Source organism: Fictibacillus gelatini DSM 15865, from assembly GCF_000430745.1.
GTDB lineage: Bacteria > Bacillota > Bacilli > Bacillales > Fictibacillaceae > Fictibacillus_A > Fictibacillus_A gelatini.
The window spans coordinates 83461-107163 of the sequence record NZ_AUMP01000004.1 but is presented as its reverse complement, the minus strand read 5'-3'; the positions used below and the strand labels follow the sequence as shown (position 1 = coordinate 107163).

General features: G+C 41.1%; 25 protein-coding genes. 15 read left to right on the top strand and 10 right to left on the bottom strand.

The window, feature by feature from the left end:
• Window positions 1–145: 145 nt before the first annotated feature.
• Complete coding sequence (locus tag H538_RS0107915; RefSeq protein ID WP_026677158.1) at window positions 146–712, top strand: MOSC domain-containing protein; 567 nt, start codon at window positions 146–148, stop codon at window positions 710–712.
• Window positions 713–1152: 440 nt separating this feature from the next.
• On the opposite strand, the gene H538_RS0107910 is transcribed toward H538_RS0107915, so the two are convergent.
• Complete coding sequence (locus H538_RS0107910) at window positions 1153–1338, bottom strand: YhzD family protein (RefSeq protein ID WP_026677157.1); 186 nt, start codon at window positions 1336–1338, stop codon at window positions 1153–1155.
• Between the two features lie 146 nt (window positions 1339–1484).
• Here H538_RS0107910 and H538_RS0107905 point away from each other — a divergent pair, with 146 nt between their 5' ends.
• The 6 genes from H538_RS0107905 (at window position 1485) to H538_RS27095 (ending at window position 9392) form a co-directional block, all read left to right on the top strand.
• A complete protein-coding gene (locus H538_RS0107905) occupies window positions 1485–2702 on the top strand; it encodes a metallophosphoesterase family protein (RefSeq protein WP_026677156.1) in 1218 nt (405 codons plus the stop codon).
• 12 nt (window positions 2703–2714) lie between these two features.
• Window positions 2715–5738 carry an ATP-binding protein gene (locus tag H538_RS0107900; RefSeq protein ID WP_026677155.1) on the top strand — a complete coding sequence of 1008 codons (3024 nt, stop codon included), beginning with the start codon at window positions 2715–2717 and terminating at the stop codon, window positions 5736–5738.
• A 48-nt stretch (window positions 5739–5786) separates the two neighbouring features.
• The gene (locus H538_RS0107895; protein WP_026677154.1) at window positions 5787–6461 is read left to right on the top strand and encodes a response regulator transcription factor; all 675 of its coding nucleotides are present in this window, start codon (window positions 5787–5789) and stop codon (window positions 6459–6461) included.
• Window positions 6458–7831, top strand: a complete 1374-nt coding sequence (locus tag H538_RS0107890) for a sensor histidine kinase (RefSeq protein WP_026677153.1) — start codon at window positions 6458–6460, stop codon at window positions 7829–7831. The genes H538_RS0107895 and H538_RS0107890 overlap by 4 nt, the downstream gene beginning before the upstream one ends.
• Window positions 7832–7868: 37 nt before the next feature.
• Window positions 7869–8831: a 3'-5' exoribonuclease YhaM gene (yhaM, locus tag H538_RS0107885; RefSeq protein ID WP_026677152.1), complete on the top strand. Its 963-nt coding sequence runs from the start codon at window positions 7869–7871 to the stop codon at window positions 8829–8831.
• A 297-nt stretch (window positions 8832–9128) separates the two neighbouring features.
• Window positions 9129–9392: a sporulation YhaL family protein gene (locus H538_RS27095; protein ID WP_051291381.1), complete on the top strand. Its 264-nt coding sequence runs from the start codon at window positions 9129–9131 to the stop codon at window positions 9390–9392.
• Between the two features lie 36 nt (window positions 9393–9428).
• On the opposite strand, the gene H538_RS0107875 is transcribed toward H538_RS27095, so the two are convergent.
• Complete coding sequence (locus H538_RS0107875) at window positions 9429–10301, bottom strand: peptidylprolyl isomerase (protein WP_026677150.1); 873 nt, start codon at window positions 10299–10301, stop codon at window positions 9429–9431.
• A 420-nt stretch (window positions 10302–10721) separates the two neighbouring features.
• On the opposite strand from H538_RS0107875, the gene H538_RS25460 reads away from it, so the two are divergent.
• A complete protein-coding gene (locus H538_RS25460) occupies window positions 10722–10823 on the top strand; it encodes a YjcZ family sporulation protein (protein WP_081412604.1) in 102 nt (33 codons plus the stop codon).
• A 148-nt stretch (window positions 10824–10971) separates the two neighbouring features.
• On the opposite strand, the gene H538_RS0107865 is transcribed toward H538_RS25460, so the two are convergent.
• Window positions 10972–11157, bottom strand: a complete 186-nt coding sequence (locus H538_RS0107865) for a hypothetical protein (RefSeq protein ID WP_026677149.1) — start codon at window positions 11155–11157, stop codon at window positions 10972–10974.
• A gap of 87 nt (window positions 11158–11244) precedes the next feature.
• On the opposite strand from H538_RS0107865, the gene H538_RS0107860 reads away from it, so the two are divergent.
• Window positions 11245–11814: a YpmS family protein gene (locus H538_RS0107860; protein WP_026677148.1), complete on the top strand. Its 570-nt coding sequence runs from the start codon at window positions 11245–11247 to the stop codon at window positions 11812–11814.
• A 64-nt stretch (window positions 11815–11878) separates the two neighbouring features.
• Entirely contained in the window at window positions 11879–12226 is a 348-nt protein-coding gene (locus H538_RS0107855; RefSeq protein ID WP_245595206.1) for a DUF1878 family protein, read from the top strand.
• On the opposite strand, the gene H538_RS0107850 is transcribed toward H538_RS0107855, so the two are convergent.
• The gene (locus tag H538_RS0107850; RefSeq protein ID WP_026677146.1) at window positions 12217–12798 is read right to left on the bottom strand and encodes an HTH-type transcriptional regulator Hpr; all 582 of its coding nucleotides are present in this window, start codon (window positions 12796–12798) and stop codon (window positions 12217–12219) included. The two genes, H538_RS0107855 and H538_RS0107850, sit on opposite strands and share 10 nt — an antisense overlap.
• A gap of 334 nt (window positions 12799–13132) precedes the next feature.
• Entirely contained in the window at window positions 13133–13498 is a 366-nt protein-coding gene (locus H538_RS0107845) for a YtxH domain-containing protein (RefSeq protein WP_026677145.1), read from the bottom strand.
• 437 nt (window positions 13499–13935) lie between these two features.
• Here H538_RS0107845 and H538_RS0107835 point away from each other — a divergent pair, with 437 nt between their 5' ends.
• Window positions 13936–14355: a YkvA family protein gene (locus tag H538_RS0107835; protein WP_026677143.1), complete on the top strand. Its 420-nt coding sequence runs from the start codon at window positions 13936–13938 to the stop codon at window positions 14353–14355.
• Window positions 14356–14387: 32 nt separating this feature from the next.
• Here the strand turns inward: H538_RS0107835 and H538_RS0107830 are convergent, their stop codons facing one another.
• Window positions 14388–14933, bottom strand: coding sequence for a tryptophan transporter (locus H538_RS0107830; RefSeq protein WP_026677142.1), 546 nt, complete (start codon window positions 14931–14933; stop codon window positions 14388–14390).
• Window positions 14934–15038: 105 nt separating this feature from the next.
• Window positions 15039–15464 carry an HIT family protein gene (locus H538_RS0107825; RefSeq protein WP_026677141.1) on the bottom strand — a complete coding sequence of 142 codons (426 nt, stop codon included), beginning with the start codon at window positions 15462–15464 and terminating at the stop codon, window positions 15039–15041.
• A 369-nt stretch (window positions 15465–15833) separates the two neighbouring features.
• Here H538_RS0107825 and H538_RS0107820 point away from each other — a divergent pair, with 369 nt between their 5' ends.
• The 3 genes from H538_RS0107820 (at window position 15834) to H538_RS0107810 (ending at window position 18614) form a co-directional block, all read left to right on the top strand.
• Complete coding sequence (locus H538_RS0107820; protein WP_026677140.1) at window positions 15834–16577, top strand: ABC transporter ATP-binding protein; 744 nt, start codon at window positions 15834–15836, stop codon at window positions 16575–16577.
• Window positions 16574–17794: an ABC transporter permease gene (locus tag H538_RS0107815; protein ID WP_026677139.1), complete on the top strand. Its 1221-nt coding sequence runs from the start codon at window positions 16574–16576 to the stop codon at window positions 17792–17794. The genes H538_RS0107820 and H538_RS0107815 overlap by 4 nt, the downstream gene beginning before the upstream one ends.
• A gap of 79 nt (window positions 17795–17873) precedes the next feature.
• Window positions 17874–18614: an EcsC family protein gene (locus H538_RS0107810; RefSeq protein ID WP_026677138.1), complete on the top strand. Its 741-nt coding sequence runs from the start codon at window positions 17874–17876 to the stop codon at window positions 18612–18614.
• 52 nt (window positions 18615–18666) lie between these two features.
• On the opposite strand, the gene H538_RS0107805 is transcribed toward H538_RS0107810, so the two are convergent.
• Entirely contained in the window at window positions 18667–19098 is a 432-nt protein-coding gene (locus H538_RS0107805) for a ferritin-like domain-containing protein (RefSeq protein ID WP_026677137.1), read from the bottom strand.
• Between the two features lie 208 nt (window positions 19099–19306).
• On the opposite strand from H538_RS0107805, the gene H538_RS23375 reads away from it, so the two are divergent.
• The gene (locus H538_RS23375; RefSeq protein WP_051291379.1) at window positions 19307–20020 is read left to right on the top strand and encodes a phosphatase PAP2 family protein; all 714 of its coding nucleotides are present in this window, start codon (window positions 19307–19309) and stop codon (window positions 20018–20020) included.
• A 41-nt stretch (window positions 20021–20061) separates the two neighbouring features.
• Here the strand turns inward: H538_RS23375 and H538_RS0107795 are convergent, their stop codons facing one another.
• Both H538_RS0107795 and H538_RS0107790 read right to left on the bottom strand, forming a co-directional pair.
• Window positions 20062–21987: an N-acetylmuramoyl-L-alanine amidase gene (locus tag H538_RS0107795; protein WP_026677136.1), complete on the bottom strand. Its 1926-nt coding sequence runs from the start codon at window positions 21985–21987 to the stop codon at window positions 20062–20064.
• Window positions 21988–22272: 285 nt separating this feature from the next.
• On the bottom strand, window positions 22273–23664 hold the full coding sequence (locus H538_RS0107790; RefSeq protein WP_026677135.1) for a membrane protein: 1392 nt from the start codon (window positions 23662–23664) through the stop codon (window positions 22273–22275).
• Window positions 23665–23703: the final 39 nt, after the last annotated feature.

Here is a 23703-nt window from a genome sequence, read left to right as displayed (position 1 = left end):
ATGAAAGTTTTTCCCTGCATGATAAATTAATGCAATAGAGAGCAGGAGGGGGCGGCCCAAATAAACAAATGGACCGAGTAAAGAAGAAATTCATTTTTACAAGCTGCTACGTAACGGGCTTCATCTTTCAGGAGGGGAATTGCCAATGAAAACCGTTGAATCTACCATTGAAGCTATTTTAATTGCCGATCAGCCGGATACGTTTGTGACCCGCCGGATTCCGGAGGTAAAACTCGAATTTGGGGGGATTCCGGGTGACCGGCATTTCGGCATAACGAGCCGCGCTGATTCACGCCAGCCGATGTACCCGAGAGGAACGGAAATTATGAATCGCCGGCAAATCACCATTTTATCTGTTGAAGAATGTGAAGTAATCGCGGAACAATTAGGAATTGAAAAAGTATTACCGGAATGGCTGGGAGCAAATCTATTAATGAGCGGATTCCCCGATTTGACAAAGCTAACGATCGGATCGCGGATATTGTTTCCGAGTGGCGCCGGGCTTATTTGTATGGGGGAAAACCAGCCATGCAAATTTCCAGGAGAAGAAATTCAGAAACATTTTCAAGAACATCCAAAGTTGGCGGCTAAGTTCGTCCGTACGGCCTACAGACGACGCGGGATCGTATGCGCGGTTGAGCGGCCAGGAGTCATCCAACAGGGAGACAATGTACGCATTCTCATCAATGATTTTGCCAATCCAATGCAGTAGACACATATGTTTCTCCGAAATGGATAGACAAACTCTTTTTAATATTCCTTTTCCCAATCAAATAGTAGAGGACTTGAGCCTTTGAACATTCTTTGGGACTGCTTTTTTGTCCCTGAGACGGATTCTATTGGACAGATTGCTGGCTCCGGAACATAATTTTGTCCGAGAGACGGATTCTATTGGACAGATTTTTTCCTCCGGACCGTATTTTTGTCCGTGAGACGAATTCGATTAGACAGATTTCTTTCTCTGGGTCACTCTTTTGTCCATTAGACAAGCTTTTCGCTTAAGTTTTTTCAGATCCGATCAAGGCGCTCTTTATTAAAAGTGCGGGAAAATAGATCCAGTGTCCGGCGCTAACCGGGAAAGTAAAAAATATAATATGAAGAAGCTTGATTTTAAAAATAACCCGGTGCTGGCTTACAGCATCGGGTTAATTATTACCGATGAAACAAAAGCAATTGCCCCGCGGGGGATGTAAGGCGGTGAGTATGTTCATGGCAATTGGCTTCTTTTAAGCGGGCTTCACCGAGTTTTTTCGCTTCTTGATCATTTTCTGCCTGAATCGTTTCATCTAACAATTTCTCTCCGCTTTTATCAAATGCTGTTAAAAAGTAGGTTTTCAATGTCGTAACTCCTTTCACTCCATACTACTTTTCTATTTCGCTTTTTAAAGAAAATTTCCTTTCTATGAAATGAAAAATTGAGATAGAACGTATTTTCGTATTTATGATAAAATATTGGCAAGAATGGTAGTAGAGGAGGGGAAATCATGCTTAAATTTTTGCACTGTGCGGACTTACATCTTGACAGCCCGTTTAAAGGACTCTATCATTTGCCGACCTCGATATTTAAACGAATTCAAAACAGCACTTTCCAGGCGTTCAAACAGGTCGTTCAAACTGCGATACAGGAAGAGGTTGATTTTGTCATTATTGCCGGTGATTTATATGATGGGCAAGACCGGAGCCTGCGGGCGCAAACCCGGCTGCGAAGGGAATTGGAACGGCTAAGTGAAAAGAACATCCCGGTTTATATTGTTCACGGCAATCATGACCATTTAGAAGGGAAATGGGTGGATCTTCATTGGCCGGAATCGGTTCATTTTTTTAGCGGTGGACAAGTGGAAAGTATCGCATATGAAAAAGACGGAAAACGATTGGCGATGATTCACGGTTTCAGCTATGAAAAGCGTGCCGTGATGGAAAACCGCGTCCATCTTTATCCCGATGGAACCGATGAATGTTATCATATTGGAATTTTACACGGGAATGCTGAAGGGCGTAGCGGTCATGATCCTTACGCGCCGTTTCAAGTGGAAGAGCTAATTGGAAAAAATTATGATTATTGGGCGCTTGGCCATATCCATAAACGAATCGAATTGCATCATGATCCACCGATCATTTACCCGGGGAACATTCAAGGACGGCATCCGAAAGAAACAGGAAAAAAAGGCTGTTATGTCATTCAGCTGAATGGCAAGCAAGCAACAGCTGTTTTTCACGAAACGCAGGATATTATTTGGCATGAGGAAAAAATCAACATTGCCTCTTTTTCAAACCTTTCTGAGCTTGTAGAAAAGAGCTTACAAATAAAAGAAGGGCTTCGCGAGTACGGAAAGGGTGTTTTAGTTAAGCTTATCCTTGAAGGAGATTCGGATTTCCACCATGAACTAAACGGCCAATTTTTAGATGAGATGCTTGAAATGATACAAGAAGGGGAAGAGGAACATTCGTCGTTCGTTTATCCCTATCAAATTATTGTAAAAACGATGCCGAAATGGGATAGAGAGAAACTTGTAAATGAGACCCATTTTGTTGGCGGATTATTGCGGAATATTGACAGCTATGAAGAGGTGGATCAAGCTGTTTCTGAATTGTTTTTACATAAAAAAGCAAGGCGTTATTTAGAAGCCTTTACTTCCGAAGAGAAAAAAGAATTGATGAAAGAAGCGGAATCACTTTTACTTATGTCTCTATTAAAAGAATAAGGAGGTGGAAAGATGCGGATTAAAAGCCTGCATATCTATCACTTCGGGCAATTTCACAATTTGCAAATCGATCAGTTTTCGCCAGGGATGAATGTGATTTTCGGCGAAAATGAAGCAGGAAAATCAACGATCATGCAGTTTATCCAATCTATTTTGTTCGGTTTCTCGACAAAGCTGCAAAGTGAAAAGCGCTATGAACCAAAAGACGGCAATACACCAGGCGGCCGGCTGACAGTGGAAACGAAAAAGTACGGAACGGTGACTGTTGAGCGAATTGCGACAAAAGCTGCGGGAGAGGTCAATATCTATTTGGAAAATGGTGATCGGAAAGATGAAACGTTCCTCTCCGCAATACTTAATGGAATGGAAAAAAGCTTTTTTCAAGGCATTTATTGTTTTGATTTGGACGGTCTTCAAGGAATTGAAAAGATCAATGAAAATGAACTGGGCAACTTTCTGTTAAGTGCGGGAATGACCGGAAGTAAAGAACTTCTTGAGCTTGAAGCTTTTTTAGAAAAACAGCAGGCCGACTTGTTTAAGCCGGGTGGAAGAAAACCGCCGATGAATGAAAAATTGGCCGAGCTCCAAAAGGCGGAAGAAGAGCTGCTTAAATGGGAACGTAAAAATGAGGAATATGAAGCGATGGCGACAGAAAGGGCCAGGCTTCAAGAAATGATAAAGGAACAAACGTTTAAAAAGGCGGAGCGGAAGGAAAAAATAGCCCAATTCGAAAAATGGGCAAATCTCATGCCGTACCTTAAAGAAAAACGGAAATATGAGATGGAGCTTTATCAACTGGGGGATGAACCATTTCCAGAAAACGGGTTATCCCGGTTGGAACAATTAAAGGCACAGCTCGTTCCACTAAAAGGCGAATGGGAATTCTATACGAATCGCCTGAACGACACGAAAGCTAAAGAGAAAACGCTAGCGCCCTCTTTAGAAATTCTTTCGCTCGAAGGAGAAATTACATACCTCAATCAGCAGGCCGTTACGTTTGAACGGCTCCAAAAGGAAGAGAGCAGTTTAAAAGAGCGGCTTAAGGCGATTGAAGCCGAGCAGGAGGAGCTCGTGCAAGATGTCGGCGAAGAATGGACAGGCGACAGGTTACAAACATTGAATACGAGTCTTGCGGCAAAAGATGAACTTGTAAAACTACTGAAAGAAAAAGATTTTTTCGTTCAAAAGAAAAAGCTGTTGGATGATGAGCTCAACCGTGCGCGAGAGGCATTGGAACGTTCAGAAGCGCAGGAACGAAAATTATATGCATGCCTTTTGCCAAAAGAGGAACGAGACCGTTTAGAGGAGAAAGTGGCTCAGTTTAAAGCGAGTGAAAAGCAATTGGATGAAAGAAACCGACTTGAAGGCCAGGTTGAATCGATTGAAAGGCAGCTGCAATATTCAGCAGGGGGGGATCGAAGAAATCCTCCGATGCAAGCGATTCTATCTTTTCTTCTCGCTATTGGTCTATCAAGTTACTTCATGAGCCAGCATCATTATTTTTTTGGGTGTTTAGTTGGGCTGCTTCTATTAATAGCAGGCGGCTTTCAATGGAAAATGAATGTAAAGAAAAGCCCTCTCCATGCTATTCTGCAAAAAGAGAAAGAGAGGTTGCTTGAACGGATCCAAACGCTCAAGGATACTTGCGAAGAATGCATCCAAAGGGATGAGGCAAAGGAAATTGAACGCCAGCTTTCCAGCGATTTTGAAAACAGACAGGCCTATCGACATATAAAAGATCGTGTGCAAGAGGAGGAACGGCGATACCAGTCTGTTGTTTCAGATTATGACCAATTAGAAATTGCCGAACATCAGAATGAAAAGAAGCAGATAGAATGGTGCGACCGATATGGCTACCCGGGAGAAAAGGAACATTTATTCATTCCGGGGTACTTCGAAAAATTAGAAAAGTTGAAGGGGGTTTTGAAACGAGAAGAACAACTCCAGGCCCGCCTTGCCTATGTTCAGCACGAAATACAAGAGATGATTCAAAAGATTGGGCGCATCGCTTCTAAATTGAATCTCACTCGCCTTGAATCGTTTGTTCAACAAATAAGCCGAATGCAAGAAATGTTAACGAAAGAGAAAGATAAAAAGATAATTTACAAACAATTACAAGCAAAGATCAATGATGATGAAGAACGGGCAAAAGAGATTCAAATGAAGATCACACAATATGAAAAAGAAATACAAACTTTATTGAAACAAGCAAATGCAGCCAATGAAGAAGAGTTCAGAAGGAAGGCTTCCATAGCTGAAGAGCGGAGACAGCTTCGATCTAACCTTCAAACGTTAATGAGCCAAATGTACGCCGCTGGGTACACGGACAAAGAAATTGAAGAGATCACCAATCAACTTGCCGATCGGAATAAAGGGCTACATGAAGAAATTGAGGAACTTCAAAACAGTTTAGACCAACTGGAAAAAGAGCTTGAAACATGCGCGGCCAAGCAATCAGAGCTATCGGTAAAAATGACGCAATTGGAAGAAGGCGGATCATACTCTGAATGTTTGCACCGCTTTGAGCTTCTTAAAAGCGAATTTCAAGCAATGGCAAAAAAATGGAGTGTTTACCGTCTTGCTGATGACCTCTTGAAAAAAACGAAGGAAGGTTATCAAACTGAACGCCTTCCGAAAATTATTGAAAAAGCGTCTATCTATTTTCAAAAAGTCACATCGGGCCGTTATTCGAGCATGTGGTTGGCAAACGACAATGGTACGATCATTGTAGAGGATAGGAATGGAATACGGTTTAGCGTAAGCGAGTTAAGCAGGGGAACGGCAGAGCAGCTTTACTTGACGCTCCGCTTAGCATTAGCTTCCCTTTATCAAGAAGAAGGGCTTCCTTTTATTATGGATGATATCGCTGTGAATTTTGATAAAAAGCGGACGAAGGAAGCGCTGTCTCTGATTGAATCGGTTGCCCGGGACCATCAAGTCCTTTATTTTACGTGCCATGAGCCAATTGTTTCTGCTGCAAAAAGTGCGAACGTGCTGGAAATAAAATCTGACCGGACACGTACACTAATTCACTAGGTTTGTCCGCATTTTATTATATAATGAGAGAAAGATGAGGTGATCAAAATGTCAACATATCAAATTTATCTCGTTGAAGATGAACAAAACCTTTCCCAGGTGCTAAAAGCTTATATGGAACAAGAAGGCTGGGAAGTTACGATATTTGATGATGGGGAAAAGGCGTGTGAGCATATTGTTGATGAGCCCCATCTATGGATACTCGATATTATGCTCCCGGGCATTGATGGATATGAAGTGTTGAAGAAAATCAAGCGGCATAAGGAAGATACGCCAATTATATTTATATCTGCGCGCGACCAGGATTTAGACCGCATCGTCGGGCTTGAACTGGGAAGCGATGATTATTTGGCCAAGCCCTTTTTGCCGAGGGAACTTGTCATCCGGGCAAAAAAGCTTTTGGCAAGAATTTATGAACAATCTACGGCAGTGCCGAAAACGATCGAAATTACAGGATACGAAATTGATCCGATCGCCCGGAAAATTACACACGGGGACGAGCTGATTAATTTAACATCGAAAGAAGTAGAAGTTCTTCTTTATTTATTGGAGAACATCGGAACGGCTAAATCGAGGGAAGAAATACTCCATCACGTATGGGGAGAAGATTATTTCGGCTCGGACCGGGCGGTGGATGATGTCATACGGAGAATCCGTAAAAAAATGCCGCGCTTAAATCTCGAAACCGTTTACGGCAATGGGTATAGGATTGTAGAATTATGATTTCGCTAAACCTGTCACAGCGCATCTGGCTTTCCTTTGCGCTTCTCATTTTAACGATTGGTCTTGTCATTGCAATCATTTACCCACTATCGATCAGAAACACGTTGACGGAAGAGTCGTACCAGATTATTGAACTAAAGCAGGAAGAAATTTTAAATCAGGACAATGATTCGAATGCATACGGGGCTAAATTTCAACCGGACTCTTCCACTGGTTTTATTGAACGGCAAAAAGCGGCCCGGTCAGTCGGCTATATTGTTTTTACCCATCAGCTGGCAAAGATAGAAGGGGATTATGTGCCGAAGAATGTGGTTAACGAAATGGCAAAACATGCTTTCGGCCAACATTCGATTCAGGGAAGATATGAGCTGAATTATAAGGATAGGACATTATTTTATGTGGTGAGAAAATTAGATGATTTCAATTATCCTAACACGTATTTAGTTTCCTATATGTGGGACACTTACCGAAGTCAAATGGTCAGCCGACTCTGGTCCCGATTGTTATGGATTCTATTTATGACAGGGTTAATTGCTGTTATTCCGGCGCTCTGGCTGGCGCGTTATCTTCGTTCTCCTTTAATCGTCCTTGGGAAAAAGTTTGAACAAATCGCCGAACGGAATTGGAAGGAACCGTTTTATTGGCAGGGAGAAGATGAATTCAGACGACTGTCTCATCAATTTGAAAGGATGAGGCAAAACTTGATTCGCTATGACGAAAATCAGAAAACGTTTATCCAGCATGCTTCCCATGAGCTAAAGACGCCGGTGATGACAATTAAAAGCTATGCCCAGTCGGTGAAGGACGGAATCATGCCGAAAAAGAGTGTAGGGGAAATGATGGACGTCATATTAAGCGAAGCAAACCGAATGGAAAAGCGCATTCAAAACATGCTCTATTATACAAAGCTTGAAGCGATGAAATTAGAGCCCGTGGAAATGCAGGAAATTCAATTTGGTCCGTTAGCTGAAGAAGTAGTCGAGCGGTTCCGCTTTCAAAAGGATGGGATCCATTTTTCGATCAAAGGAGAAGAAGTCGTCTTTTATGGCGACCGGGAACAATGGACAATCCTATTTGATAATTTAGTGCAAAATGCCATCAGGTATGCAAAAACGGAAATTGAGTTATCAGCAAGAGTAGTCGGCGGCGATTCCATTTCACTTGCTGTTTGGAATGACGGGGAACTGCTTTCAGATGAGGAAAAAACGAGGCTGTTCTTGCCATTCCGTAAAGGGAATAAGGGTCAGTATGGCCTTGGGCTTGCCATTGTAAAGCAAATCGCCGAATTGCACGGCGGCCGCCCGATTGCCAAAAATGCGAATAACGGTGTCGTATTTGAAGTAATCCTTCCGATTGACCGGAAAAAATAGTTATATCAGTTAATTGAAATCATGTGAGGTGGAGAGAGTGCAAAAGGGGATAACCCATTATAAGGTTGGCGAATTCTTCGATGTATTTTTATTAATTAAATCCGTATCTAAATCGGTAGCAAGCAATGGAAAGCCTTTTTTAAGCCTTGTCCTGCAAGATCAAAGCGGTGACGTAGATGCAAAGTTATGGGATTGTTCGCCAGAAGATGAAGAAATTTATGTTCCTCAAGCAATCATTAAAGTAACAGGTGAAATGACGAATTTTCGGGGGAAACAGCAATTAAAACTCAAGTCGATTCGTCCGGCAACAGATATGGATGGCGTCAGGATCAGTGACTTTATTGAATCCGCTCCGCTCAGCCAGGATGTAATGATGGAGAAGATAACCCAATATATTTTTGAAATGAAAAATCCCAATATACAACGTCTGACAAGACAACTATTAAAAAAATACAAAGATGATTTTCTCGTTTTTCCAGCGGCAGTGAAAAACCATCACGAATTTGTTTCAGGCCTTGCTTTTCATGTCGTTTCCATGCTTGATCTGGCAAAAGGGTTGGCCGCTCTTTACCCTACACTTGATACCGACTTGTTGTATGCAGGCATCATTCTCCATGATCTCGGAAAAGTGATCGAGCTGTCGGGGCCGGTTGCGGCAAACTATACGCTTGAAGGAAAGCTGCTCGGCCATATTTCCATTATGGTCAATGAGATAGGAATGATGGCAAAAGAATTGGGGATTGAAGGTGAAGAGGTGATTGTATTGCAGCATCTCGTTTTAAGCCATCATAGCAAGGCGGAATGGGGAAGTCCGAAACCGCCGCTTATTAAAGAAGCTGAGATCCTCCATATGATCGATAATTTTGATGCGAAAATGAACATGATGGACCGAGCCCTTGAAAAAGTTGAACCGGGCGAGTTTACGGAAAAGCTGTTTGCCCTTGAAAACCGTTCGCTTTATAAACCTCTTTTTCAAGAAAAATCTTTAGTCGGAAAATAACTAATTGTAGTCTGTTATTTTGCAATTTTGATTGGCTATCCCTGAACGTTTTTTATTATTTGTGCTCTGTTTAATTGTGAGCGGAATCTACTTTTTGATGTTTTGCGCATTTGAGAAAAAACAAGCCTCAGGTCGGGAAAAAGAAGTACAAACCAATGAAACTCGCTGACATATCCTATTCCCCCTATTCATAGGATGATAGTAGAAAGCTTGTCTAATTAAAGGCGGAACATCTTTTAAAATGAAAATTAAGGTGTTTGCGTCGGGCAGTGAAAGTGGACAAAGGGGGGGAATAATTTGAAACGGTATGGCACGTTGTTACTTGGAGTCGTACTTGTAGCTCTTTTTTTCCTAAAGGCGTATATTAATCCGCTTGAACAATTTTTTGCGATAACACCATGGTGGGTATACATTGTGTTTGCAGGGATTCTTCTGAGCGGCTATATGAGCTATACGATCCGGGTGAAAGAAGTACGTGAAGAGGAACGGCTTATTGAACAGGAAGGCGAGATCTACATGCGGAGAATCGCCGAAGCAAGAGAAAAACGAAAAAATAGTTAAAACCCTCAAGCCATAAGCTTGAGGGTTTTAACGGTCTTATTGACCTGGAATTTGCGATTGTTGCGGTTTGATCGCATCTTTTAAGTCTTTATCTTTGATGACAACATCTTCTTTTTTAATAAGTTTAGGCAATACTTCTTCAAGCGGCTTCGCTTTTGACTTTTTAAGGTCATCAACAATTTGATCTTTTACATCGGATAATTTGTTCGTCTTCTTATCGGTAACCTTAATGATGTGATAGCCAAATTGTGTTTTAACCGGATCGCTAATTTCACCTTTTTTCAATGAAAAAGCGACTTTATCAAATTCAGGAACCATTTGTCCTTTATGGAAATATCCAAGGTCTCCGCCTTTATCTTTATTGCTTGTATCCTGGGAGTATTTTTTTGCAAGCTTAGCGAAATCTTCACCTTTATCTAATTTCGCTTTCACTTCTTCTGCTGTTTTCTTATCTTTAACAAGAATGTGGCTCGCTTTCACTTCATCCTTGTATTTTTCATTGTATGCTTTTTGAATGTCTTTGTCAGAAACTTTCGCGTCGCCCATTTGCGCTTTTTCGCGAAGGATCTGGCTCTTCATAAGCTCTCGGAGCTGCTTGTCCGATTTAATGTTATTTTGTTTTAAAGCCTGTTTGAAGGCATCTTCTCCGCCCATTTGTTCTTTTGTTTCTTTAATTTTTTTATCGATTTCTTTATCGGACACTTTATAATTCGCCGCAAGAACTTTGTCTTCAATCATCGTTCTAAGAACTTGTTCACCGCCGGCTTTTTTCAATTCTTTATATAGGTCTTCTTGCGTAATGTTTCCGGCTTTTGATTTCATAATGACTTCCGAATTTCCGCCTGATGAACATGCGGAAAGTGTTAGAACCCCAGCCGCAATCCCCAGGGATAAAATCCATTTTTTCATTTAAAACACTCCTATGCTTGAAGTTGATTTTTTTTACAACATTAACTATAGCATAAAACGAATGAAGAATCACATTGCCCACAGTAAATATGAGAAAAAATACACAAATTTAGTTTTTAAAGGTAATTTCGCCTGTATCAAAAGTAATACAAGCACTATTAAAGCCGGAGTTCAAATAGTTCGAATATCCCGCCTTTTTGTAAAGAAGAAAAATTATAAATCCGAGACATTCGTCTAATCAAATCTGGTCATTTCACTATATGATATGGAGAAAAGAAAAGCAAGGCGGATTACTTACTCCAGCACATCATACTTTCGAGAAGAACAACTGGTGCTGCTTGCCGCCGAAAAGCGAAACACTATGCAAGAGTTGACTTCTTTTGCATAGAAAAGTGGACTACGTCGTAAGGAGGTGTCATTATGGGCTTCGCACATGGAAATGGATTTGCGTTAATCGTTGTGCTGTTTATTCTTTTAATCATCATTGGTTGCTCCTGCTGGGGTGGCTGGGGCTGGTGGTAATTTACGAGCCTTTTGCTTCCGAAGAAAAACGAAGAGGGGGTGCTTATACGCATCCCCCTCTTCGCTTTTTTTAGCGACTTGCCAATTTAACCGAATTTCACTTCGTATCAATTAAGAAATTCGGAGCGTTTTTTACTCATTTATAAGTTTAGTACGTAAATACATTTTCAATATAAGCTGAAATTAATAAAATTGTTAAAAGCACATTAATCCATCGAAATAAATCAGGCTGTGTTTCTTTCGGAATGGAGCGTTTCATGCAAAGTTGATTGGTTAATGAATTGAACAATAATAAAAGAAAAGGGGCAAGAATAACAAATATGATTCCCGGCATGGTACAATACCTCCATATATAGCTACCTATAACTTTATCAAAAATTGGGCAAAATAGATAGAGTAAAAGTTCGGGAGGGGATGCACGATGTTCAATAAATGGAAAATCGCCTTTTTTGCTCTATTATTCTTTATTTTACTTATTGTTGCCATACCATTCTATTTCTTTTTTTCGAATAGCCAATCGTTTGATGAAAGCCAATTGAATAATGAACTGCGGGGCACTGATAAGCTTTTTAGCATACATATGGATAAGAGAGAATTAGAGTATCTAATGAATAAAGAGATTCGTTCAAAGAAAGATAATTTAGATCTTTACGTTCAGTTAAATAATGACATTCAAATCACAGGAAAAATCCACGTGTTTGACAGGGCTATTCCTTTTCAGCTTTTTTTCGTACCTAAAAGTCTGGAAAACGGGGATTTAACATTAAAGGAAAAAGGAATGAGCGTCAGCGGCCTATCGCTTCCGGGGGAGCAAATATTAGGACTTTTAGCTGAAACACCAGGAATCCCGGATTGGGTTACGATTTATCCGAAAGACAGGCTTATTCATCTCGCAACAACGAAGATCGATTTGCAAAAAAAATATAAAATTAAAGTGAATCAGTTTAACTTGCCTGAAAATCGCCTAATATTTGATGTTTATCAAAAATAAAAAGCGCTGTAAAATAGAAGAAGAAAACTACATCAATAGAGGAAGAGATAGGGGATATTACGAAATGAGCATGGAAACACTTGAAGATCGAATTGAGCGTCTTGAATTTTATAGCCGTCTAACCCTTCAAACGGTTGATTATACACAGTTCCCTTTTTTTACACTTGTAATGTCCAATAAGCTGACAGAGCAGGAAGTGAATGAAGTCCTCACTCTGTGTGATGAACTGCAGAAAAAATATGAACAACAAAAAGAGGAGGGGCTGGTGAATTTCGTTCCTCTCCTCATTCATTTTGCAGGTATGCTAACCCCAAAATTAAAACCGAAGGAAACCATTCAAGCAATAAAAGGGCAAGGATTATATCCCAACTTAATGGAAAAGCTTTATGAAATCGCTTCTCGTTATGAATGAGCTTCTGCTAATTCTTTTTCAAATGGTTTAGCCGCTGGCCGCTGTTCAACGGTTTGTAATTCAATTTTTTCTTCTAATTTATTGAAAATCGTCATAAAGTCACTGCCATAAATTTGTTGAATCATGTACATTAATTTTGGGAAATCTGGAAATGTGCCAAATAACTCTTTAATAGGCAGCGATGCACTGTACACGCCAAATTGGGCAGGATTGAATGTTCCAAGTGTATGTAGAAGCAACTCTTCCCCTTTTTTTGTTAAACAAATATATGTATTCCGTTTGTCATTTTCTTTCTTAGAAAATGTAAGCAGCCCCCGTTCCTCTAATTTCTTTGAAAAATTAAATGCGGTCGAAACATGCATGACACCGAATTTTGCAATATCAGAAATCGATGCGCCTTCAAGATGATGGGCAATCCATAGTATATGATGCTCATTAATATTGAGCCCGTAGTCTTTAATCCAATTTTGCCAGTCCTTTTCCACGCTTTTCCACAACGCTTTACTAATTTGGGCCATCTTATGACTAAAAATCATAGCCTCTTTCATATGAAGCAACTGTTCTTTTTCCATTTCTACTACCCCCTATTTAAGAAACTTATACCGCTAAAGCATAAGCGCTGGTTGTATTGTGGTTATTTCTGATTCTGTCCGAGCCGGTTTAGCGGTTTTTTAACTTTTTCATACATGGATCCATTAAAAGAACGGTCATTTAAAAATTGTAAAAAAATATATACCTATACCTTATTATGCCAGTATTTTTTAAAAGAAGAAAGAAAAATTTCCTAAAAATTAATAAAAAAATAGGAAAAAAGTAATAACGTCATTGCCTGGTATGGGTCTTTTGGCATGTTTTTGAAAATAGAAAGAAATCCTCCCGTGTGAGAGGATTTCCCGGCTTCGATTGTTATTTTTTAGCTGTTTCAAGTACCGCTTTGCTTTCTTCTAATGTTTCCTGTATCTCTTTCACATTTTCCCGGATATTTTCCATGTTCGGTTCAATGTCATTTTTCCATTCTTCAATATCCTTTTTTAAATCGGCTGATACTTCTTTCAGTGCATCCTTTCCTTCTTTTGAAATGCGCACGATTTTTTCCTTTAACAGGATGCTTTCTTGTTTTACTTTTGAAAGGGAATTTTTAAATTTCAGTGCACTATCTTTAATATCGCCCCGCAATGCTTTTCCTGATTTAGGAGTGGATAGTAAAGTCGCCGCTCCAGTTACGATCGTTCCAAGCGCAAACCCATATAATAATGATTTCCCTTTTGACATTCTATTTACCTCCTCATTTTGTTGTACATTACTATTTCTTGGTGGTTCACTTTATATCCTACCGAGAATTTCCCCGAATCGCATTTTTTTTAGCGATGAAATTCGGCATGAATGGACAAGCTTGCGCATAAAATGGTACAGGGAGGGGATTTACATGTTATGGTTGATGATCATTTTATTAGCGGTAGGCATTTATTTGGTTTCTAGCATGATTTATTCGCTAATAGGGGTTAAAGATTACTCGTTTCGAAATTCCTCTATTTTACGTTTAAGGCAAAGAGCATTTATGTTGGGTATTATAGGATTGTTGAGTCTTGTCGGAGTATTGATTTTATTTGTCATATTTTGAGGAAGCGGATTCGTTGAGAATCGGCTTTTTTCGTGTTAAAAAGGGAATAGAAGAAGTATACTAATTTAGGAGAAGGTGAGTTAAAAACATGGACCAAAAGAAAATTAGTAATTACTTCAGTAAAATGAAATCAAAAGCATCAAATATTATTACTAATTATGAAAAATCGGGTGAGTTGATTACTGATGCCGAGAAGAAAACTGAAAAAACGGGGCAAGCTTCCGCGCTGAAAAATTTTACGGAGCAAATTAAAGCACTAATCCGCCTCGTTAAGCATTACCGGGAAGGAACGTATCGGGATGTATCGAAGAAATCGATGATTCTTGTTGTTGCCGCATTGCTCTATTTTATAAGTCCAATCGATGCGGTACCGGATTTTTTAATTGGGATTGGCCTGGTCGATGATGCAGCGGTTTTAGGTTATTTATTGAAAACGATCAATGATGAGGTTGAACAATTTACAAAGTGGGAAGAAGAGCAGGAAAAAACGATAAAGACTGAGCCGTGAAGCCAGGCTCAGTCTTTATCGTTTTCATACGTTTATTTTTGTTGTTGCACGGAATTTAATGGATGCGCCTTTGGCAATGTTTTTTGGAATCCTTTTGTTATAGGGAACAAAAGAACCGTAACGGCACTGTTAAGTACAGTTGCCGGGAGAACGACAGTTGCAAACAAAGCCAAAAATGAACTGGAGCCCGGCAAGCCGACCGTCAATAAAGCGGTAAGCAAGAAAACAGAGCCACTTACCATCGTCCCAATCGCTGCCAACAGCGACACCGAAAGGGCATTGATTTTGTATTTAGAAACGAGTAAAAACAAACTTAAAAAGATGATCGCCGTAACGGGCTTATCAACCATATTGGCAACCTGGCCTCCAGGAAAAGAAGTTGTTATGGCGGCAATAGCACCTGTTGCGATAGACGCGGTCAGTACGTTTGTGATGTTTGGAAACAGAATAATGGATAAAAACATCATCACTAGCAGCATATCCGGCCTCATTCCTAAAAAGAATGCGGGCATGACCGTATGCAGCACAAAGCCTAAAGCCAATAAAACGCCAGTTAAAGCCAAAAATTTTGTTTTCATTTCTCATCTCTCCTCATCTAGGCTAATCTAAGCTTCCTCCAACAGTGCTTCTTTATGCCTGCTGCGAAAAAGTTGTTTCCAGTATAACAGAAATTCCTCCATACGTCATTTGATTTTTTCCTCAATCAAATGGGCAATTTTGTTAAAGTCGTCGGGTTTGTATGTATGAGTTTTCCATACCGCCCCAAACCCGTCACCGCTTCCGTAGCGGGGGATAAGATGCATATGAAAATGAAAGACCGTTTGTCCGGCAGCTTCTCCATTATTATTTAAAAGGTTCATTCCAATAGGGTCAAAGGCTGCTTTAATGCCGTTTGCGATTTTTGGAACGACGGAAAAAATCTTTTCTGCCGTTTCTGATGGCAGCTCATAAAGATCTTTGCAATGGTTTTTTGGAATGACGAGAGTATGGCCTTTTGTCACCTGTCCGATGTCCAAAAATGCAAAAACATTTTCATCTTCATACACTTTTGCTGACGGGATTTCCCCTTTAACAATTTTACAAAAAATGCAGTTTTCATCATGATTCATAACAATCACCCCGCTAGTTTTTATATTTATTTTACCAAATAAAGAGGGAGGGTTCTATTAAATAGAACCCTCCCTCTCAATAGAGGTTAGAGAAGAAAGGAGAAATCATACAATCAATCGATTCGTAGAACGAATGAATCGGCCTCACTCGCACGAACTCGTTAGTTGTACGAATTCTCTTTGAAGAAGGGGGGATGCCTTCTTCATGTATTAGCATCTCCACGTTTATATGATTTTTATACAGAAGAAATTAGAAAACTCGCCACACAGCGAGTTTTCTAATACTTTTGTATCAGTGGATGATAATCTGATATGATTATGGAAAGATAATGGAATTAGAAGAAAGCATTCGTAAAGAAGGGATACAAAATGAAAAAAATTCTTGAAGTGAACGGATTGACGGGAGGCTATGTACCGAATAAGCCAGTGTTACATGATATCACTTTTAATGTTCACGAGAGGGAGATTGTCGGCTTAATCGGGTTAAATGGAGCGGGCAAAAGTACGACAATTAAACATATATTAGGGTTAATGGAACCTGCAAAAGGGACGACAAAAATAGAAGGGCTTAACTTTAAGGAAAATCCGGAAGATTATCGAAGTAAATTAACATACATACCGGAGACGCCTGTGCTCTATGATGAGTTGACGTTATGGGAGCACCTTGAGCTTGCGGCAATGGCTTACGGACTGGATGAAGAAACATTTAAAGCAAGAGTTCATCCGCTTTTAAAAGAATTCCATATGGAAAATAAAACAAAATGGTTCCCGGGTCATTTTTCAAAAGGGATGCGTCAAAAAGTCATGATTTTATGCGCGTTTTTAATAGAGCCTGAGCTGTATATCGTCGATGAACCGTTTGTCGGCCTTGATCCGCTCGGAATCCATTCCCTTTTGGAGTGGATGGTCCGCTTTAAAAACAACGGTGCGGGCATTCTCATGTCAACCCACATTTTATCAACAGCGGAGCGGTATTGCGACCGGTTTTTGATTTTGCATGACGGCCGGGTCGTTTTAGAAGGAACGCTGGGTGAACTACAGGAGAAGACGGGCCTCGCGCGGGCGACGCTTGATGATATTTACATTCATGCGACAAGGGGACCTGTAGCATGATGGATTTAACAAAACTTTGGACGGAACGAAGAAATGATTATTTTACGGTGGCTATTCGCTATTTTCGCCTGATTGCCAACAGCGGTTTCATGCTTTCCGTTTATATTTTGTTTGTTGCTGGAAGTTATTACTATGCCCGCATTTTACGGCAACTTCCGGATCAATTTCCGGCGCTCTGGCTTTTTGTCATCGTTTTTGCTTATATGTTGACGAGAAGCCCTGTCAGAACGCTTTTAAAACGCGGGGATCTTGTTTTCCTGCTTCCGGTGGAGTCCCAAATGAGGACGTATTTTAAACATGCATTTATGTACAGCTACTGGATGCAAGCCTTCTTCGTCACGCTCGTCTTTTTAGCATTGGGGCCATTATTTTCCCGATTTATTTCTAATGACTTTTTTTCCATGCTGGTTACTTTAATTTTGCTTTTGGTCGCAAAAGCGTGGAACTTAGTTTGCTCCTGGGAAGAGCAGAGGCTCCCATTTAGAGCGACGAGAAGAAGTTATGCGGGAATCCGGTTAGCCGTCAATCTTGTTTTTTTATTTTTATTGTTTGACATGGCGCCTTACATTTTCTTAGCGGCTCTTTTGGCAATCATGTATGTTTTGAAAAATTTCGTGTTCGGCTTTATCAAAAAAGAACATGCGTACAAGTGGGAACATCTTCTGGAAAAAGAGAATGAGATGATGATGCGCCTGTACAGGATAGCTAATTTGTTTACAGATGTACCGCAGTTAAGCCACCGGGTCAACCCACGGCGCTATTTATCGTGGATCGCAAACGTTCCATATGGACAACAACATGTTTATTCAACAATTTATCGAAAAACGTTCATTCGCTCTAACGACTATTTAGGCATTTTTATCCGTCTTATTTTTGTAGGATGGCTGTTTCTTTACATGATCCCAAATGGCTGGTGGCATATCGCGATTATTTTGCTCTTTTTACATGCAACGGGCGTACAGCTGCTTTCGTTATATCCTCACCATAAGGGAAATGTTCTATTTGAGCTATATCCGGTTAAAGAAGAGTGGAAGTTCTCCGCTTTCCGGAAATGGATGCAGCTATTATTGTCTATTCAGGCATTGCTTTACATTGTCTTCGTGCTCGTGAAAAGCGGGAATTGGATGATTGCCTTGCTATCGGCTGCCGCTTCCGTGCTTTTTGTCTGGATCTTCACTACAAACTATATGAAAAAACAGCTGGCTCGTGTTTTTTAACCCTTTCTTTTCGGAAAGGGTTCTGTTTAGACGAAACCTTTAACCTAAATGATCGTATGATATCATCAGGGGTGATGTTATGGAGAGCTATAGCGAAATCGTCCAGAAGGAATTAAGCGAGTGGCAGAAAGAAGTAACGAGAAAGCCTTCTCTTTGGAATAAATCGACGAAAACGATTCAAACGAAAGTGAACGATTTAATCCCGGATAAAGTCCATAACGTAATTACAAAAAGTATAAAAAATATGGTTCATGCGGTGCTTGTCGGTTCCGAATATACGACGAAGCGGTTTCCGCTTAAAGAAGCGACTTTAGAAGAGCGGGATAAAAAGGTTGATGAAAAGATTCAATTTTATAAAAAAACAGCTTTGATTGAAGGAGCGGGGACAGGTGCCGGAGGAATACTTCTCGGGCTGGCTGATTTTCCACTCCTTCTCAGCATAAAACTAAAGTTTTTATTTGACGTAGCAAGCCTTTATGGTTTTGACGTAAAGGATTATCGGGAACGGTTGTTTATTTTGCACGTCTTCCAACTTGCCTATTCAAGCCCGTTTAAACGGAAAGAAGTCTATGAAAAAGTTGCTAATTGGAATGAAACGGTGAATGAATTTCCGACTCAAACAAAATATTTAGAAAAAATTGAGTGGAAAGAGCTACAACAAGATTACAGAGATCATATTGATTTAGCGAAAATGTTGCAATTAGTTCCGGGGATCGGCGCGGTTGTTGGAGCCTATGCCAATTATCAATTTCTTGAGGATTTAGGAAAGACGGCAAAAAACTGCTTTCGGTTAAGAGTCTTACAAAACGAAACACCGTGAGATGAAACTCACGGTGTCGTATTATCTATATGATGGGGAGAAGGGCCAGGCTTTATAGGTTAGGATCGCTCAATAGCCGGTCAAGCTCTTCCATATGATTCGTTTCATCAGCGATGATATCTTCAAGTTTTACGACAAGTTCTGTCATGTTTAATTTACCGGCAAGTGCTTTCCGTTCTTCGTAGCGGCGAATCGTTTCATATTCGGATTTGCGCGCTTCCTCTAACATTTCACGTACGGTTGATACTTGCTTTACTTCTGCAGGAGTTGTCGTCGGAATACCTCCTAATGTTTTAATTTTTTCAGCAAGATAAAGCGCATGGCCTTGCTCATCGCTAATTTCCGATTCGAAAAAGTCCTTTAACAGCGGTCGGTATAAGCCAGAAACGGTTGCCGCATTATTCGTATACATAATCGATGCCGCATACTCGTTAGCCAAATCTTCGTTAAGTCCTTCGATTAATAGTTGAACATCTTTTTCCATGATTAAATGACCTCCTAAATAATATCATCTGCTATTTATATACCCTCATATTGTGGGCATTAAACACGAAAATGGAAATGTTTATAAGAGAAGTGGAGCGGTTAATCGCGTATAAACTTGCTATTCCATAAAAAATATAGTTCAATACATTAAAAAAGCTGCTTCATTCGGGCGGCTTATTTAATGCTAGAAAGTAAGAGGTGGACGAATGATTCGAAACGCAGTTAAAAAATCCTCCTTTCCGCTTCTCCCTTCTATTCTCGTACTGTCAGGCTTTTTGCTGGCGGCCATTTGTATTGTCGTGTTCGCCGGTTTATCAGAAGAACTATTAGAAAACGAAACATTTGCTTTTGACCATGCAATTATCAAGGAAGTCCGGTCTTTCCACTCTCCCGCATTGGACAAGTTGATGATCGCGGTGACGGAGCTCGGTTCAACGATGACGATCAGCATTCTTCTATTGATCGGAATGGCATGGCTCTGGTTTAAACGGAAAAACAGCTGGGGAATGCTCTTTTTTTTCATCGTCGTTGCCGGTGGAGGGTTGCTCAATCTTTTATTAAAAAATACGTTTCAGCGGGCACGCCCGACCGTGAATCAAATGGTAGAGGTTACCGGGTTTAGCTTTCCGAGCGGGCATGCGATGGGCAACTTCATTTTTTATGGCTATCTCGGGTATTTAATTGTCCGGAGCAAGCGAAAAGCGCTCTCTAAAATGGTCTGGACGGTTGTATTTGTCGCGATTGTCTTGTTAATTGGAGTAAGCCGAATTTATCTCGGCGTGCACTATCCTTCTGATATACTTGCGGGATTCACGGCAGGTGCGGTATGGCTTTTATTATGTATTGCGGCGCTTGAACTCGTTTATTTCTATCAAAGAAAAAGAAAAAGAAAAAGAAAAACAGGCTCACCAGCAAAATAAAGAGATTTCCCTTTTAAAATAGGGAAATCTCTTTATCTCTATTAATGAACAGGTTTAACGGAACGTTTAACAAGTTCCACATCGCTTTTTTTCACAAAGGCTATGCGATGGTTGAAGAAAATTTGATAGTATTCGTCATGGCCGGAAACGACCTTGTTGCCTTCAAGGTCATTATAACGTTTAGCGTAATAATAATCCGATTGAACGGGATTTGTGGCGACATATACTTGCCCCGCCTTCATCGTGTACTGCAATGGAACTACTTTTCCGCCAGCTTCAGCGGGAATTCCGGTTCCATCATAAGCGGTTGATTCCGGATAAGCGGCGCCATATACGGGGATAGCATCCAGACCTTTTTTCGGCGTTATCAGTATTCCTTCGCCCCGAACGGTATTTTTTTCTTTAGGGTTATAAAACCATACTTTTTTTCCGCCATAATAGATTGCGGTCCAGTCTCCTTTCTGGTCGGCTCGATAAAACCTTTGGCCGGTTGACGCCTTGTCCCCCCAGTCATTAATGGCCGTAGTCCCTGGTTCCCCATCTTTATGGAGAGCGGGGTCACTTACTAATGGAGCGTCAAAACTCGGGGCGCTATATAAATAGACAAAATTAGCGGATTGAGTTTCTAATTGCTTCTCGCCATATGTTAATGGCGGTTTGTTTTTTCGATAGTCGGGGGCGATCATAACAATTGGGCTATCTTTATGGCCATTATGGTGAATGGGAGCGCCGAGTTTTTTGAAGAAATGTTCCCAATTCCAGTAAGCAGCCGGATCCCAATGCATGCGAGTCTGGGACGCCGGGGTTAATCCCGGAACATTGTCATGACCAAGGATGTGAGCCCGGTCTAAAGGAATATTGTATGTTGCCGCTAAATATTTCACGAGTTTTGCCGATGCATGGTACATTGGTTCACTGTACCATGTGGCACCTTCCACCGCGTACCCTTCATGTTCGATCCCGATAGAATGTGAGTTTACGTACCAGTTGCCTGCTTGCCATGCAACATGCTCGGGCTTGACCATCTCAGTAACCTGTCCATCAGATGAACGGATCACATAGTGGGCGCTAACATATGATTTTGACTGAAATATATTGATGGCTGAAGCGTAGCTTCCTTCCACATCATGAATGATGATGTAGCGGATATCGAGCCCATCATTTGGGCGCCTGGCAAGGTCGTAATTGCCGTAATCTGCCGGGCTGCTTGAAAATCGTTCATAGGCCGCAGGAATGAATTGGCAATCAAGTCTTTTTGGACAGTCAATACCTGTTGGTTTAGTAGGTTTTAAATGAAGCGAGCGGGCTGTGTCTTTCTTTGCTTTAACTTTTTCTGGTTGAAGAACGATATGCTGCCCGTTTGAGAGAGTTTCATGAGCACCTTCCCGAATCGTGGCGAATACTTGATCAGCAAAATCTTCTGCTACTGTCTTTTCATGAGAACCGCTATATTTGGCGACCGCCCCATACCAATCAGCAGGGTTATTGGAAGTATGGCCGATTGTATCGCGCGCATACTTCGCAAGTAATGCAGCGCCGCCTCGAATGTTTTGTTCAATGTCATTTTTTAATGCTTCAGGTTTCGCACCGAGTAATTTCGCCGCCTCGTCCAATCGATCCATGCCCGGATCAGCTATAGGAGGGGATTTTGTGCCTTTCACTTCATCACCCTTCGCATTTATTTCAGGCTTAACTTCTGTCAAGTGCATAACTCCATATCCACCGGACGTACTTGGATGGCCGTTGTGATCGATCCAGCGAGTTTCATTGTATGAGACGGACATTAAGATGCTTAACGGGACGCCAAATTCTTTTGCCGCTTTTGAAAAGAATTGCTGAAGGTCATTTTGGTTGGAAGGATTAGATGAGGATGTGCCAGCTGAAGCATAGCCTGAAGGGATTCCAGAAAATAAGACAAGTAGGATCATCAGGAATAGCCATGCACGATGACGGTAAATCGAGAACATAGATAAAACCTCCTCACGTAAATGGAATTGAATTGAAACAATATACACTTGTGTGAGATGGAAGAACTTGTCGAAAGAGAATGGATAGTTTCGAAATTGTTTCAATGTCTTTTTTTCTATTCACGATGCGTTAGAAGGATTCCTGCCTGTATTTTTCAAATAAGCCCAACATCCTATAAATTGTAAATTTATGTTGGTTTTCTATGTCTTTATCCGGTTTTTGTATAAAGGAAACGGAGTGGTTCTAATTGTTGGCCACTCCGAACGAATATATCTCCAGAGGAATTAAATGAGGAACATCGCCAAAATGGTTGTAGCGACAAGGCCGATGATGACCGGAATGAGGTTTCGTCTTGCAAGTTCAAATGGGCTAACGCCACAAATGGCGGCGGCGGGTATAAGTGCCCATGGAACGAGCGTCCCTCCGCCAACCCAAATGGCCGCAATTTGCCCGAGTGCAGTCAATGTGGCAATGCCGTGGCCGATTGATGCCGCAAAGAGATGGGCGATGGAACCGGCGAGTGAAATGCCGGAAAACCCCGAGCCATCAAGTCCAGTAATCGCACCGACCGCAGTCAGCGTGACAGAACCAATTTCTGCATTTAATGGAACGACAGAGGCAAGGGCGACACCGAGATCATTGACAATGCCAAGAGAGTGCTCTGGCAGGAAATCTCCGAGAATTTCTTTAAATCCTGAGTCGCCTAGATAGAAAAATGCGGCGATTGGAATAACCGGTCCAAAGATTTTAAATCCAAATTGAAATCCGTCAATGAAATAGGATGTCGTTTCTTCTAAGCCCTTATTTTTGTACGTAAAGAGGGCGATAATGATTAAAATAACGATCGATGTTCCGCCAATTAAAGCAGTCGCATCTCCGCCCTGCAAGTTAATTAAGGTCATAGCCACTAAATCGGCCGCAAAAAGAATCGGAATCATTAATGCGAAAAATTTTTTCTGTCCGGTAGATAAGGTGGGAGCTTCCTTTTTCTCTTCTTGTTCCGGGACAATATCTAGCGGGGCATCAATGGTTCCTTTTTTCATATCTCTGCGAAGAAATAAGTAAGCGGCAATAGTTGTAATGATCCCCATTGTGAAAACTAAAGGAACGCTTGCGGAAAGAACATCGCTTACAGGAATGCCCGCAGCTTCAGAGGTTAGTTTTGGAGCGCCTTGAATGACGAAATCACTGGAGAGAGCAATGCCGTGGCCGAATAAATTCATGGCGACGGCAACGCCAATGGCAGGGAGGCCGACTCGTGCAGCGACAGGAAGAAGAACGGCACCCATTAGAGCAACGGCAGGAGATGGCCAGAAAAACCAGGAGATTGTCATCATTAATATCCCAATGACCCAAAAGCCGAGAAAAGGGTTGCGAATCAATTTGGCGAAAGGGCGGATCATGACATCGTTGATCCCTGTAATCGTCAAAATATGGCTCATGGCAACAATGATGGAAATAACAAGAATAGTGCCAAGAAGCTCTTTAATCGCATAAATAAAACTATTGAAAATCCCGATCGTAGCTGAACTTACCGAATGAGTGGCAACAAGACCGAGAAGGAAAATGCCGATGATACATACAAGTGACGTATCCCTTCTAAAGAGCATAAAACCGATGATAAGCCCGATAAACAACAGATAAATCCAGTGCAGGGCAGTTAAATCTACAGCCACATTCAAACCCTCCTCGTATTAGAGTAGTTTCATCCTCTA